Consider the following 14,286-nt stretch of genomic DNA (forward strand, 5'->3'; position numbering starts at 1 on the left):
TTTCTAAATCATATTATTAAAATAATTGATTTTTCTTTGTTTGAAACTAATTATTTTTGCAATCGCCTGACGTAAAAGACAAATATTTATTAGTCTCGCCTAAATATTAATTCTATTTTTATAAATAATTCTTTCAAAACTTCGTTTTCACATTATTCATCCCTATTACACCAGCCTTAATAGCAATAATAGTGAAAATTCATAAACCTGGTATTTATATTATGAATGGATATAAAATAAGGCAATTTATAAATAAGGTGGTGTAATAATTATGGACATCTTCAGAAAAAAAGATGTCAATGATCTTTTGAACCGACAATCTCCCTTAAAAAGAACGCTTCATACTTGGGACCTTACCTTCTTGGGTATCGGAGCGATAATCGGAACGGGGATTTTCGTTTTAACTGGTAAAGGAGCATTGACTACTGGGCCGTCATTAGCCCTATCATTTCTAATCGCAGCGATTTGTTGTGGGTTTGCTGGTCTCTGTTACGCTGAATTCGCTTCAATGGCACCCGTCGCTGGATCAGCATATACGTATTCATATATTTCATTTGGCGAAATCGTTGCCTTTATCATTGGCTGGGATCTACTTTTGGAATATGCCTTAGGAGCAGCCACAGTCGCTGCAGGCTGGTCAGGTTACTTTGTTAACTTAATGGGCAACTTAGGCATTCACATTCCAACTGCATTGACCGCAGCCGCTGGGACAACACCTGGTGTACATACATTCTTTAATCTTCCTGCATTCGTAATCGTTCTTCTTATTACTTGTATTATTGCCATGGGAATCAATCAAACAAAACACGTCAACGACACAATGGTTATCATCAAACTTGGAGTAATTATTTTATTCATTGTTTGTACAGTTTGGTTCGTTAAAACTAGAAACTGGCATCCATTTACACCTTACGGCTGGTATTCATTCCACAAAGGAACTTCCGCCGGAGTCATCCCTGCCGCATCGATCGTATTCTTCTCATTCATCGGATTTGATTCAGTTTCATCTAGTGCTGAGGAAACTGTAAACCCAAGCAAGACACTTCCTCGAGGTATTTTACTTTCACTACTTATTTCAACTGTTTTATACATCACAATGACTCTAATCATGACTGGTGTTGTAAAATACACAGTCTTTGCTAAATACCTGGACGCTCCTATCCTGGCTGTTTTACATCAAACCGGACAAACTTGGCTATCGATCATCGTCAGCATCGGAGCCATTTTAGGCATGACAACTGTTATCCTAGTCCAATTATATGGACAATCCAGAATTACATACTCAATGTCTCGTGATGGACTATTTCCAAAATTCTTCGGCGATGTTAGTCTACAACATCAAACTCCTTACAAGGGTACTTGGTTCTTTGGAATCGTCACAGCTGTCACAGCAGGCTTCATTAACTTAAATATTTTATCAGAACTTGTTAACATTGGTACATTAACAGCATTTATCTTAGTTTCAGCTGGTGTACTTTGGATGCGTCATAAACATCCAGAGATCCACCGTGGATTTAAAGCACCTGGGGTTCCATTCACACCTATTATAGCGATTGCCTTCTGTCTAATGCTTATTGCCGGACTTAACTGGGAAACATGGTTGAGATTCGTTGTATGGTTCGCAATCGGTATGTGTATCTACTTTGGATATGCAAAGAAACACTCACACTTGAATAAAGCAAATTAAATAAAAAAGGTGCAAAATATTTGCACCTTTTTTGCTGTCTAAATTTAATTGTTGAAAAATGCTGCTAGGACTAGGAAGACTATCCCACCAACTATAATTCCGATTCCAATGATCATATAGTTCCAGAGTCCAAGGATTCCGAACACGATCAATAAAATACCAATTATTGGATGATGAAACAATGCAATACCAGTCTTGATCAGAAGCCAAATAATTACAAATACTGCCACTACTACCGCTGCAATCAATGGTAATGCACTTGAAGTACTTGCTGCCATGAACGTCAATCTTACCTGCCTCCTTTTTCAGAAATTATATCATTTGTAAAAGATTAATGGTGTCTAGTATGCTTAATGTAATATACTAACAATATTGACATTGATAAATTGCAATGGTAATTTTTCTTTGAATGCAAAATTATTATTGTGTCGGGGAGTTTCACAATAGTTTTATATCGATCAACTACGGGGATCGTCAAAACAGGGAGAGAGTAATATTAATGAGCAAGATAGCAATTGTTACAGATAGCACGTCTGGCTTGAGTAAAGCTGACGTACAAAAGATGGATAACGTATTTATGATTCATTTTTCAGTCCAAATGGACGGCAAATTTTATCATGAGGGAATCGATATTTCCGATGCACAATTCTATGATGAATTAGCCACATCCGCAGAATTTCCAACAACTGCTCCACCAAGTATGCAAGAAATGTTTGATTTCTATGACAATGTTGCCAAGCAAGGTTTTGACACCATCATTAGCATACATATCACAAGCGGGATCACTGGATTCTACAATAACCTAGTAACAGCAGTTAAAGATTATGAAGGTCCAAAGGTATATCCTGTTGATTCTTTCCTATCGATCCAACCAATGGGCTATTTAGTTAAATATGCATCAGAACTTGTCAAAACAGACTTGGAGATCGATGATAAATTATCAAGAATAGATGATTTGAAAAAGACCATCGGAGAATATTTTGTTGTTGATGACCTCAAAAATCTGGTACATGGTGGACGTTTAACAAATGCCGCTGCTTTCACCGGCGGTTTGTTGCGAATTAAACCAGTATTAACAATGAACAATCCTGAACATAAAATAGTAGCAACAAACAAAATCAGAACCATGCGCCGAGCAATCCACTTTATTGAAGATGAATTTGAAGATATCCGACAGAAATCTGGATATAAAATGCATGTTTATCTGACCGGAACAAACAATCTTGAATCCATGAAAGATTGGCAAAAAAAGATACAAACAAAATATCCTGAATTAGATGTTGAGATTGGCCAAATTGGTCCTGTTATTGGAGCACATCTTGGTACCAACGCGTATGTCTTAGGATGGTCTAAAGAAGTATTCGATGAATCCGGAAAAATTATATTATAACGAAATAATAAAAAGGCTAATGCTTTCACATTAGTCTTTTTTAGTGTTCTTCATTATATTCTTCAATCAAGGCATTAACTTGATCTTCGACGTCTTCTGAATTACGCTCAATTTCATCATCATTATCCACTTCTGTGCAAATGGATTCCCGCTGTTTAAATAATGAAATCAGCTTCAAATCGTTGATTATAAAGTTTTGTAAGTCAAACCCCATATGAGAAAAACGATGCATAAAATCTGGATACATCGAAAGAAATCTTTCTTTAGTCATTGCCTCGGAACTTACTCCACACATAATTTTACCTCCTCACCGCTACTCTGTGAATAGTTTAACATACTCCATTCAATAAACCAGCATGTAAAAATCAAAAAAAGTCGACCAAAGGGTCGACTCTTTTTTATTCTACTGTGGCACTAGTGATTTGAGAAATTGCTTCAAGTAATTCTGAAATATTATCTTGATAAACTTCACCAATATTTCCGATTCGGAAAGTTGGTACCATAGAAATTTTTCCTGGATAAATAACGAATCCAGCAAATTTAAGTTGTTGATAGAACTTAGCAAAATCGAATTCTTCACTTGGATATCTGAATGAAGTAATGATTGGTGATTGCCATTCATTATCGATCAATTGTTTGAAACCAAGCTTTTCCATCCCTTGAGTTAGTTGACGCTGATTTGCAAGATATCTTTCATATCTTTTTTCAACGCCACCCTCAATCTTAAGTTCTGTCAATGCTTGGGCAAACGCATGGACAACATGTGTAGGTGAAGTAAAACGCCACTTACCATGATTTTTTTCCATTTCTTGATACTGGTCATAAAGATCTAACGACAAACTGCGTGCCGTACCCTTTGATGCCTCAAGAATAGATCTATTAGCAATAACAAATGAAAATCCTGGAACACCTTGGATACATTTATTGGTACTACTGATCAAGAAATCGATATCTAAATTTTTAACATCGATCGGAATACCACCAAAACTACTCATTGCATCAACTATCGTAACAATTCCACGTTCTTTCAACCAAGGAATGATACTTTCAATAGGGTTTAAAATCCCTGTTGTAGTCTCACAATGGATCATAGCAAAATGATTGATCTCTGGATGAGCACTAATTTCAGCTTTGACCAATTCTGCAGTTACAGGTTGTTGTTCGTCAACTTTTAAATCAACATGGTCAATATCATAAACGTCAGCAATCTGACCTATTCTTTCACCGTAAGAACCATTCATAGCGACCATCAAATGACCTTCGCTAGGAACAATGGAACCAATGACAGACTCCACTCCGTATGTACCACTACCTTGGATCGGTACTGCAGTGTATTCTTGCGAATCCACTTTAGCAATATCCAAAAGTGATTGACGAATTGATTGTGTCATTTCCTTATAATCATCATCCCAAGTACAGTAATCCATATTCATAGCGGCTTTAACTGTTTTAGATGTTGTTAATGGACCAGGTGTAAGTAATAAATATTCATTTTCCATCGTCTTATATTTCCTTTAATTGATTTAATCGATCCAAAGCTTCAGGTAACTCTGAAAGGTTGTTAATAATGTAATCTGCATTTACAGAATTAAATGACGCACGTACAGCTTCTCGTGCTGCTTCACGTTCATCAATGGATAAGTTTTCAAATTCAGCTTCAGTAAGGCCCATCAAACTACTACCTTCAACAATACCGATAGTCTTAACTCCAGCGTTTTGACCTTCTTCGATATCAACCAAAGTATCACCGATTTTTACAGCGTTATCAGGATCAACAACACCGAACTCCGATAAAATACTTAAAATCATGTTAGGAGCAGGACGACCGTGTCCATCAACATCTTCAGCTGTTACAACGGTTTCAGGCGCGTAACCAAGTGCAGCAGCACCTCGTTGAACGGCAGCCATCATTTCTGCAGTATATCCAGTTGTAGTACCGATCTTGATTCCAGTATTATTCAAGTATGAAATAACAGATAGTAATCCAGGTTTCAATTCTGTAGATTCAACTAACTGTGCCATTAGTTTAGCTTCAAACGTTGAAAATAATGATTTTCTGTCATCAAGAGTTGGTAATTCACCGTATTTATCCATCCATTGGTCTTTAATAGTTGTTAAACTTAAAAGTTCACCAATGTGATCCCATTTAGACATTCCCATAAATTGTCTGATTTCTTCATCAGTTGGGGAGATGCCTTTTTCATTGAACGCAGCTCTAAATGCTGCCACTGGAGCTAAACTACCATAATCGACTGTTGTTCCAGCCCAATCAAAAATTACTGCTTCTATCATGAAATTCTCTCCTATTTTGTAGTTAAATAATGTTGTCTAATTTTAACGGCTACGAATTCTAGTAACATGGCAACAATGATAACCATGTAAACAATCATCCCTACTTCATGGAAATCAAAACTCATTCCACTAGCAACGAATAATTGATAACCGATCCCACCAGCACCAGCTGCTGCACCAACAGCGATGGCATTGGCGAAATTGATTTCCAAACGAATGAACGTCCATGATACCAAAGAAGGTATAATAGTTGGCCAGACAGCTTGGAATACGATTACCCAGAATTTACAACCTGTAACTTTTAAAGCCTCAATTGTTGATTGATCTATTTCTTCAATACTTTCTGAATAAGCTTTTGTAAGGTAAGCAATACTATGAAAGCTTAGCCCCATAATCGCTGCAGCAGGACCTAAGCCAACTGCAATAGAGAAAATCAACGCCCACAAAATAGTTGGAATTGCACGGATAATTGCCATTGCTGAACGAATACCGGCACCTAAGTATGCGTTGGTTAGATTTCGTGAAGCAAGAACTGCTAATACAAATCCAACCACGGCTCCGATTATCGTTGTGACGATGGCCAGCAATACACTTGAACCTAATGCTTGAAGTAAAACTACGATCCCATCAGAACCAGCATTTGGTTGAAAGAAGATTTGATTCAATGTCATCCCTAAACCATGGAACGCATCGGATAATTTAACATTCTCAGTATTGAGATGTGTCAATGTATATATGGTAATCAAGATCAATGAAATAAAGACAGAGTTGATCATCCATTGAGAGCCACTAGACTTGTGCAATTTAATGCGTTTTGGTTGCGGATCCGGCCTTAGTGAAGGCTTACGTAATATTGGTTGTGCTTCATCTTTAGAAATCATAGGATCACCTTTCTAATTTGATTCGACAACAATTCAAGTACAATTACGACAATAATGATTGCCAAAACAGTCATACCGGCCGCATCAAATCTAAAACTTTTATAGTACAAATCGAAAACAAATCCAATACCAGTACCTGTTAGGATTCCTACTAAAGTTGCATCACGAACGTTATTCTCAATCATGTATAAGATCCAACTGATCAAACTAGGGATGATTTGAGAAATAACACCTTGGAAAATAACTTGGAAGTAACTAGCACCAGTTGCTTCAAGAGCCAACATTGACTCACCAGCTTCATCTTCAATGATTTCCATGAACGCACGGATCAAGAAACCAATTGTCATAAATAACAATGCTAGAAAACCAGTAAAGTTACTTTGCTTGAATGAGAAAAGTAAGATCATTGCCCAAGCAACCAAAGGTATATTTCTGAAGAACGATGCTAATCCGCGTACAAATATCTGCATTGATTTGCTGATACCTGTTACCTTTGAACCTAAAATCGCGAAAACTATCGCGATGACTGCTGCTACCACCACAGAAGCAATTGCCATTAAAATAGTTTCAAGTAATTTAATTCCGATTTGAGGCAAATATGACATTGACTCAGGAGTTGGCTGGAAGTTAACTGCCAACCAAGTGAAGGCCTTAGGAACCGACATGATTCCCTCAACAGTATTGAATTGTAAAACCAAACAACTGATAAAATAAATACCACCGATAATGGCAATTGCAGCTGTTTGCATCATACGTTTCTTACCTAGAAACTTTGCCGCATTTACTTTTGGTTGTTTCATTCTACTAACTCCTTAACTGCTGCAGTACCATACAAGTCAGCAATAGCATCTTCAGAAAGGTTTTCAGAAACATCGTTATAAACCATCTGTCCTTTACGGATACCAATGATTTGATCAGCATGTTCTTTTGCCAAACCAATTTGATGCAAGTTAGCAATGCAGATAATATTGAATTCAACTGTTAAGTCTTTCAACAACTTCATAACATTTTGTGCGGAAGCAGGATCAAGTGATGCAATAGGTTCATCACAAAGAATCACCTTTGGATGTTGGATCAATGCACGGGCAATACCCACACGTTGTTTTTGTCCACCACTTAATTCAGAACAGCGTTGAAGAGCAAATTCTGATAATCCTACTTTATCTAATAACTCTAAAGCTTCACGTTTTTCTTCTTCAGTATAGCGACCTATCATGCCAGAAATCGTTGACTTGTAGCCAAGACGTCCATGGAGGACATTCTCGATAACCGTTAGTCGTTCAACAAGATTGTAGTTCTGAAAAATCATACCGATTTGGCGTCGAAGTTTTCTTAGTTCTGCTTTGTTTGCTGCACGGATATCTTCACCATCTAATAAGATTTGCCCATCATCATCCTTAATTAGTTGATTCAAACTTCTTAAAATTGTAGTTTTACCAGCACCAGATGGTCCGATGATTGCTACAAATTTACCACTGTCAACTTTGAATGAAATATCTGTCAACGCCGGTTTATCTTTTTGGTAACTCTTAGCTAAATTCTTAACTTCCAGCATCAATATGCCTCCTATTTACCGATCAATTCGTGAGTTGGTTTGTACCAGTTATCATCAACTTTTAGAAGTTGTGATTTGTCGCCCTTTTTGTGCCATAATGCAGGAACTTTTGCGTCATCTTTTGCGAACAATTTAGGATCATCACTAACTTCTTTAGATGTGAATAATTTTTGGATAGCTTTTTTATCTTTATCACTTAATGCTTTAGTGTTTGCTACAACTGGACCATTTTGTACGGGAAGAGTTGAAATGTTAACAACTTTTTGTCCACGGTAATCTACGAATGGAGCTGTTGCATCATCTTTAACTGTGAATACTGAACCTGCATCTGAATAGTTACCTGATGTAACCTTCAAGAATGGAGTTAAATCAATATCATCAAATGCTGCAATGTCAACGTCACCCTTTAGTAAGTTAACTGCTGAACCTGGATGTGAGTTACCATATAGAACCTTGCTGAAGAACTTGCCACTTTCGGCGAATGAATCTTTATTCTTTAATTTGAAATGTTTTTGAATTTCGTAAGTTGGAACTGCGTAACCTGAAGTTGAACTTGCTGAAACGAATGAGATCTTCTTACCTTTAACTTTATCTAAGCTGTATTTACCATTTGTCTTGTAGTTATCAGCTTCTTTTTCAGGAACCATAAGGTATGAACGATAGCTAGCACCCTTGAATGTTCCATCTGGACCTGATTCTGTTAAAATAGGTTCAACTGCTTTGTTCAAATTACGAGCTTTGATATAACCATCTGCTCCCATGAAAGCTAATTGAGCTTTACCAGAAGAGATAGCTTCGATTGCTACGTTGTAATCTGTAGTTGTTTTGATTTCAACTTTCTTACCAGTAGCTTTTTCTAATTTTGCCTTCAATTCGTTACGTGAAGTCAAGTAGTCTTTTGCAGATTCGTTAGGATAAAATACGATTGAAAGCTTCTTTGAATCGCCACCATCTGCTGAACTATTTTTGCTTGAACAACCGGCTAACGTACCACCAAGAAGTGCCATAAGCATTACCCCTAAACAAACTGTTAAAAACCGCCCTTTTTTCATAAAAACCATACCAACTTTCCAATACTTTTTTTAAGAACATTTACAAGAATAACAGGCCAATGTAAATTCAATGTAGATTAATTGTAAAGATTTCCTGTTAATGTAAAGATTCATACACAAAAAATATACATTTGAAAAATGACGTCAAATTTGCATGGGTATTGGGTTTTTATTACCGTTGTTTGCTTACAAAATGAATAAATATTTATGTTTTAAAGGAGAATAAAAATGAAAGCTTTTACTATTCAAAATGCTGACAAACGTGCAGTTTCAGACTTAGAAATCAATAATATCCCACTTCCAATAATTAATGAAAATGAAGTGTTGGTAAAAGTTAAGGCAGTTGGTTTGAACCCGGTCGACTATAAATTGGTTAAGAGCCACAACTCCAAATGGATCTATCCCCACGTCTTGGGATTGGACGCAGCAGGTGAAGTTGTAGAAATTGGTGAAAATAATCCTAACAATTTTCAGAAAGGCGAACGAGTCCTCTTTCACTCTGACTTGACCAAAGATGGAGTTTTCGCTGAATATGCAAAAGCCGGTAACAATGTAATTGGCAGGATTCCTGATAACGTTGCCTATGAAGATGCAGCTTCAGTTTTATGCAATGGAATGACAGCCTATCAAGCCATTGAACGTAAAATGAACCTAAATGGTAAAAATACTATTCTTATCCACGCTGGTGCCGGTGGCGTTGGTAGCATCACCATCCAACTCGCTAAACTCCACGGGCTAACAGTCATTACCACCGTTTCGGAGCACAAAAAACAATGGGTCAAGAATCTTGGTGCTGACTACATCATTGATTATAAAAGCGAAAATGTGGATATGCGGATAAATGAGATTACTCATGGCAATGGTGTAGACGTGATTATTGATTCCGTGAGCTCAAGTGAGGAAAACAAAGATTTACACAGACTTGCATATAATGGTGGCTTAATAACGATCGTAGGACAACCCAATCTGGACAACTATGATTTGGGTGCAAAAGGTCAAAGTGTTCTTAGCGTCAATTTAGGTGGGGTTCACCAGAGTGGTTATCGTAACCAACAAAATGACTTAGCTGTAATGGCAAATGAACTAGTTAACCTTTTAGGAGCCGGTAAATTAACAACGATTGTTGATAAAATTATACCTTTTGAAAATATTCCTGATGGGCTTTCTGACTTGCAAGAAGGTCACGTTGAAGGAAAAATTATTGCAACATTATAGACGAAAAATGACTCATTCCAGATATCAAAGGAATGAGTCATTTTTATTAGTTGATTTCAGATATTAACTGAGGCATTTCACTTTCGAGCATTTCTACGGCGAATTCATCATCATAGATCCAGCGATTTATTTGATTCTTAGCCAAAATCAGAGGCATACGATCATGGATTTGTATCATTGATTCATTTGGCTTAGTCGTGAATAAAATGCTTTGAGGAACGTTATTAAAGTAGTTATAACAACCTCCAATAAACAAAGTAGTTGGATGATTGTCGAAATTGAACCGAAACTTTGTTTTGTCTTGTCGCCATTCAAAAAATCCAGTCGTCGGATATACACAACGACGTTTGTTGAAAGAATCTGCAAACATAGATTTTTGACGTACAGTTTCAGAGCGCGCATTTATAAGTGATTGCCCTGGTTTGAATCCAGGGAAACCCCATTTCATGCCAACTACCTGAACTCGATTATCCCCAGCAATAATCAATGCCGTCTCATCTGTGGGAAATATTTCACCAGTCTTAGGTTTAAATCCGTTTTCCACAGCCAGCTTATATATCTGACCGATTTCCGGATTTTTATCTGGTTGAAACATAAAACGTCCACACATCCTGATCCCTCCTGTGAATAAATATCATAATAATATCAGTATACTATTAATTCCATTTTCCACGATTAATTGACTCAATATTTTTAAGGATGGCGTTGATCCATTAATACTTTCAGATTATCTTTGTTCATCCAGTTAGTTGCAATGGATTCCAGCTCACCGTTCGAATAAAGTAATAAACTACCATCTCCCATATACTTATATTGGTTAGTTTCTTCCTCGAATCTTAATGTGAAGGTGTCAATATCGACTAATTGATAGTGAACATCTTTTTCTTCATCAAAAATTATAGTCCTTTGAGGTGTATGACCTACAATTTGATTCGTCACATCAAGAGATGGGTTCCTAACTAAATCTCTAAAGTCCGCCCAAATTGGACTTCCATTATATCCAAAACCACCTCTTGATCCTATATGATTATCTAATTCGCTAACCCAACGTAAATCTTTATCACTCATTGTGATTGGTCTTAAATGCCACTTCCTTTGCTTTATTCCACGACAATATCCAGCATGAGAGACCAGAAAATCATCTAACTGAAATGCCACCTGGACTCCCAACTTCAGTAATTTATCAGAAATAACGTCTGATATATCCTGATTTCCCGTTAACATATTAAAATCAGATTTTAAAGAATAACCGCGTAATTCCCCGGTTAGATATGGTGCATCATGATTTCCAAGTAGAGAAATTATCTTTATATCAGAAGCTTCCATTTTGATTTTCCAATCAATTAAGAAATTCAATTCATCTAAATATAATCGGGCATCTTCTGTACAACCATAATCATCTAAATAATCACCCATTAAGATAATTTGTTGTGCTCCCTGTTCATGGACTACTTGATCTACCAAAGGTAACATAATTCTCGCTTTTAGATGAATATCTCCAACTAAGATGGTTTTCATTCTTTGCCTCCACGAATTAAATATGAGTGTAATAAGACACTATACACAATCATGAAATCAATATCATCTAATAACACAATCAAACTTTTTATACCAAATAATCAAATAATGGATATAAAAAAACACCCACCGAATGGTGAGTGCTCCAAAAAGTAATATTTGAGATTTGTATTAACGTTTTGAAAATTGTGAAGCCTTACGTGCCTTCTTAAGACCTGGTTTCTTACGTTCCTTCATACGAGGGTCACGTGTTAAGAAGCCGGCACTCTTAAGTGCTGCACGGAAGTCAGGATCTACATTAAGTAGTGCACGAGCGATACCATGTCTGATAGCTCCAGCTTGTCCTGAGAAGCCTCCACCATTAACGTTAGCAATAACGTCATAGTTTGAGCCTGTTTCAGTAATATCTAATGGTTGTCTCATATCAGCAATCAAATTGTCAAAAGGAATATAATCTTTGACATCGCGTTTGTTGATAGTAATTTTACCGTTTCCTGGAACTAGTCGAACACGTGCAACTGAATCTTTACGGCGTCCTGTTCCAGCATAAAATACTTCTGCCAAAATGTTTTCCTCCTTAAATTAGTTTGTTGATATCCAACATCTCTGGATTTTGTGCTTGGTTCTTGTGTTCTGGACCTGCATAAACATGCAACTTCAAGAATTCTTGACGACCCAAGCTATTCTTTGGTAACATACCGCGAATTGAATCTTCGATCAAACGTTCTGGTGTCTTGTCTCTCTTTTCACCAGCACTGATGCTCTTCAACCCACCTGGATGATCCGAGTGAGAATAATAGATTTTGTTCTTAGCTTTCTTACCTGTTAATCTAACTTTTTCTGCATTGATGATAATAACATTATCACCTGTATCAACGTTAGGTGTGTAAATTGGCTTGTTCTTACCTCTAAGAATAGCGGCAACAACTGATGAAATTCTACCTAGAACAACGTCAGTTGCATCAACAACATACCATTTACGTTCAACTTCACTTGCTTTTGCTAATGGTGTTGTACGCATTTGTTTTCCTCCAAATTTCTGTCTGTTTGACACTCAATAAGATTCCGGGGCTTATCGTGGGGCAAACAATACCAGGTACAATAATACTTGGTATTCACTGATAAGTCAATAACATCAAACGATATTTCTTTAGTAAAATACTTCTTTTAAATATAGTCCACTTGCGGGTGCTGTCCCTCTTGCTTCTTGCCTATCTTTTACTTCAAATAGTCTTAATAGATCATGCTCGTCACGACGTCCATTGCCAATTTCCAGCAACGTTGCCACTAGAATTCTAACCATATTATATAGAAATCCGTTTCCAGTAAACTGAAAGACTAATTCGTTTTGATCAGCCCTATATTCAACTTTAGCATCATAAATCGTTCTAACTTTATCTTCTATAACGCCGCCAGAGGCTGCAAAGCTAGTAAAGTCATGAGTTCCAAGCAGGTCTTTGATTGCAACTTGTATCGGTTCAACTTTAAATGTATATGGATAATGACCAGTATAAAAACGTTTGAACGGATCAGTATAGTGTCCACAGTCGACTCGATATTCATAGGTCTTCTTCTTAACACCAAATCTAGCGTGAAAGTTTTCGTCAACGATTTCTGATTGTTTGACGATCACATCTAACGGCATCAGTGAATTAACGGCTTTTAGCATATTTTCAGCTGGCATATTACCTGGATAGTCGAAATGAATCACCTGACCAAATGCATGGACACCAGCATCGGTCCTTCCTGAACCAATAACATCCACATGCTGTCCCTTGGTCATCTTGGCCAGAGCTTTTTCTAAAACTCCCTGGACTGTGCGCAATTCATTTTGACGCTGGAAACCGTGAAATTTTGCACCATCATAGGCAATCGTTAGCTTATATCTAGTCATTATTTGTAACTCCTCAAGAAGAGTAAAACGACAGTTATGGCAATCATAACAACGACTGTAATGTTATCTCGTTTTGACCAGTGCAAAATCCGATACTTTGTTCTACCTTCTCCATCCTTATATCCACGAGATTCCATCGCAATTGCTAAATCATATGCGATCGAAAAACTACTAACAAATAAAGGAATTAAAATAGGTACGAATGACTTGATTCGCTTTATCAAACCACCTTCACCAAAGTCAACACCACGGGCACGTTGTGCATCCATAATTTTGATGGTTTCATCTATCAACAACGGCACAAATCTTAATGCAATCGACAACATTAAAGCTACTTGTGATACTGGAAATTTGATCACGCGAAGTGGTTTTAAAATACTCTCGATCGAATCGGAAATTTCGATAGGTGTCGTTGTTAATGTTAGCAAGGTCGATATAAAAATAATCAGAATAAATCTGATAAAAATATAACCGGCAATTACCAAACCTTCCTTTGACAGCGAAAGAAACGCCCAGTGCCATATTGGATGATTACTTGGTGTAAAGAACGCTTGCAGCATAACTGTAAACAGAATCAACCACAGCATCGGTCGCAAACCTTTTATGAAGAAACTAATGCTAACTTTTGAAATATAGACAGCAAAGAAAACAAATAGCAGTAAAAAGGCATACGAAACTAGGTTATTTGCTAAAAATACAATCCCAATAAAATAGAATGTTATAAGAAATTTACCACGTGGATCAAGTCTATAAATAAGCGAATCTCCGGGTAAATATCGTCCCAATATTAATTTATTCATTT

Annotated in this window: 17 protein-coding genes; 3 read left to right on the forward strand and 14 right to left on the reverse strand. The window is 36.9% G+C overall.

Annotated elements, in window-relative coordinates; genetic code table 11:
- Nucleotides 1–271: 271 nt before the first annotated feature.
- Nucleotides 272–1,687, forward strand: a complete 1,416-nt coding sequence (locus EKM63_RS07105; RefSeq protein WP_125705147.1) for an amino acid permease — start codon at nucleotides 272–274, stop codon at nucleotides 1,685–1,687.
- Nucleotides 1,688–1,731: 44 nt separating this feature from the next.
- Here EKM63_RS07105 and EKM63_RS07110 read toward each other — a convergent pair whose 3' ends face one another.
- Nucleotides 1,732–1,965 (reverse strand): hypothetical protein, encoded by a 234-nt coding sequence (locus tag EKM63_RS07110; protein ID WP_125705388.1) that lies wholly within the window; start codon nucleotides 1,963–1,965, stop codon nucleotides 1,732–1,734.
- A gap of 221 nt (nucleotides 1,966–2,186) precedes the next feature.
- On the opposite strand from EKM63_RS07110, the gene EKM63_RS07115 reads away from it, so the two are divergent.
- Nucleotides 2,187–3,077, forward strand: coding sequence for a DegV family protein (locus EKM63_RS07115; RefSeq protein ID WP_125705149.1), 891 nt, complete (start codon nucleotides 2,187–2,189; stop codon nucleotides 3,075–3,077).
- A gap of 40 nt (nucleotides 3,078–3,117) precedes the next feature.
- Here the strand turns inward: EKM63_RS07115 and EKM63_RS07120 are convergent, their stop codons facing one another.
- From EKM63_RS07120 to EKM63_RS07150, 7 genes are all read right to left on the reverse strand, one after another.
- On the reverse strand, nucleotides 3,118–3,372 hold the full coding sequence (locus tag EKM63_RS07120) for a hypothetical protein (RefSeq protein ID WP_125705151.1): 255 nt from the start codon (nucleotides 3,370–3,372) through the stop codon (nucleotides 3,118–3,120).
- A gap of 103 nt (nucleotides 3,373–3,475) precedes the next feature.
- Nucleotides 3,476–4,576, reverse strand: a complete 1,101-nt coding sequence (gene phnW, locus EKM63_RS07125; RefSeq protein ID WP_125705153.1) for a 2-aminoethylphosphonate--pyruvate transaminase — start codon at nucleotides 4,574–4,576, stop codon at nucleotides 3,476–3,478.
- 4 nt (nucleotides 4,577–4,580) lie between these two features.
- Complete coding sequence (gene phnX, locus EKM63_RS07130) at nucleotides 4,581–5,369, reverse strand: phosphonoacetaldehyde hydrolase (RefSeq protein WP_125705155.1); 789 nt, start codon at nucleotides 5,367–5,369, stop codon at nucleotides 4,581–4,583.
- A gap of 11 nt (nucleotides 5,370–5,380) precedes the next feature.
- Nucleotides 5,381–6,250: a PhnE/PtxC family ABC transporter permease gene (locus EKM63_RS07135; RefSeq protein ID WP_125705157.1), complete on the reverse strand. Its 870-nt coding sequence runs from the start codon at nucleotides 6,248–6,250 to the stop codon at nucleotides 5,381–5,383.
- Entirely contained in the window at nucleotides 6,247–7,050 is an 804-nt protein-coding gene (locus tag EKM63_RS07140) for an ABC transporter permease subunit (protein ID WP_125705159.1), read from the reverse strand. Before EKM63_RS07140 ends, EKM63_RS07135 begins: the two co-directional genes overlap by 4 nt.
- Nucleotides 7,047–7,805, reverse strand: coding sequence for a phosphonate ABC transporter ATP-binding protein (gene phnC, locus EKM63_RS07145; protein ID WP_125705161.1), 759 nt, complete (start codon nucleotides 7,803–7,805; stop codon nucleotides 7,047–7,049). The genes EKM63_RS07140 and phnC overlap by 4 nt, the downstream gene beginning before the upstream one ends.
- Before the next feature lie 11 nt (nucleotides 7,806–7,816).
- The gene (locus EKM63_RS07150) at nucleotides 7,817–8,812 is read right to left on the reverse strand and encodes a phosphate/phosphite/phosphonate ABC transporter substrate-binding protein (RefSeq protein ID WP_125705163.1); all 996 of its coding nucleotides are present in this window, start codon (nucleotides 8,810–8,812) and stop codon (nucleotides 7,817–7,819) included.
- Nucleotides 8,813–9,085: 273 nt separating this feature from the next.
- Between EKM63_RS07150 and EKM63_RS07155 the strand changes: the two genes are divergently transcribed.
- Nucleotides 9,086–10,072: a zinc-binding dehydrogenase gene (locus tag EKM63_RS07155; protein ID WP_125705165.1), complete on the forward strand. Its 987-nt coding sequence runs from the start codon at nucleotides 9,086–9,088 to the stop codon at nucleotides 10,070–10,072.
- A 46-nt stretch (nucleotides 10,073–10,118) separates the two neighbouring features.
- On the opposite strand, the gene EKM63_RS07160 is transcribed toward EKM63_RS07155, so the two are convergent.
- From EKM63_RS07160 to EKM63_RS07185, 6 genes are all read right to left on the reverse strand, one after another.
- Nucleotides 10,119–10,682, reverse strand: a complete 564-nt coding sequence (locus tag EKM63_RS07160; RefSeq protein WP_125705167.1) for an SOS response-associated peptidase — start codon at nucleotides 10,680–10,682, stop codon at nucleotides 10,119–10,121.
- Between the two features lie 83 nt (nucleotides 10,683–10,765).
- Nucleotides 10,766–11,590 (reverse strand): metallophosphoesterase, encoded by an 825-nt coding sequence (locus EKM63_RS07165; protein WP_125705170.1) that lies wholly within the window; start codon nucleotides 11,588–11,590, stop codon nucleotides 10,766–10,768.
- Nucleotides 11,591–11,761: 171 nt separating this feature from the next.
- Nucleotides 11,762–12,154, reverse strand: coding sequence for a 30S ribosomal protein S9 (gene rpsI, locus EKM63_RS07170; RefSeq protein ID WP_125705172.1), 393 nt, complete (start codon nucleotides 12,152–12,154; stop codon nucleotides 11,762–11,764).
- 13 nt (nucleotides 12,155–12,167) lie between these two features.
- Entirely contained in the window at nucleotides 12,168–12,611 is a 444-nt protein-coding gene (gene rplM / locus EKM63_RS07175) for a 50S ribosomal protein L13 (protein WP_125705174.1), read from the reverse strand.
- A gap of 129 nt (nucleotides 12,612–12,740) precedes the next feature.
- Entirely contained in the window at nucleotides 12,741–13,484 is a 744-nt protein-coding gene (gene truA, locus EKM63_RS07180; protein ID WP_125705176.1) for a tRNA pseudouridine(38-40) synthase TruA, read from the reverse strand.
- A complete protein-coding gene (locus EKM63_RS07185) occupies nucleotides 13,484–14,284 on the reverse strand; it encodes an energy-coupling factor transporter transmembrane component T family protein (protein ID WP_125705178.1) in 801 nt (266 codons plus the stop codon). Before EKM63_RS07185 ends, truA begins: the two co-directional genes overlap by 1 nt.
- Nucleotides 14,285–14,286: the final 2 nt, after the last annotated feature.

The sequence above is a fragment of the Companilactobacillus mishanensis genome (assembly GCF_003946505.1).
In the GTDB taxonomy this organism is placed as follows: domain Bacteria; phylum Bacillota; class Bacilli; order Lactobacillales; family Lactobacillaceae; genus Companilactobacillus; species Companilactobacillus mishanensis.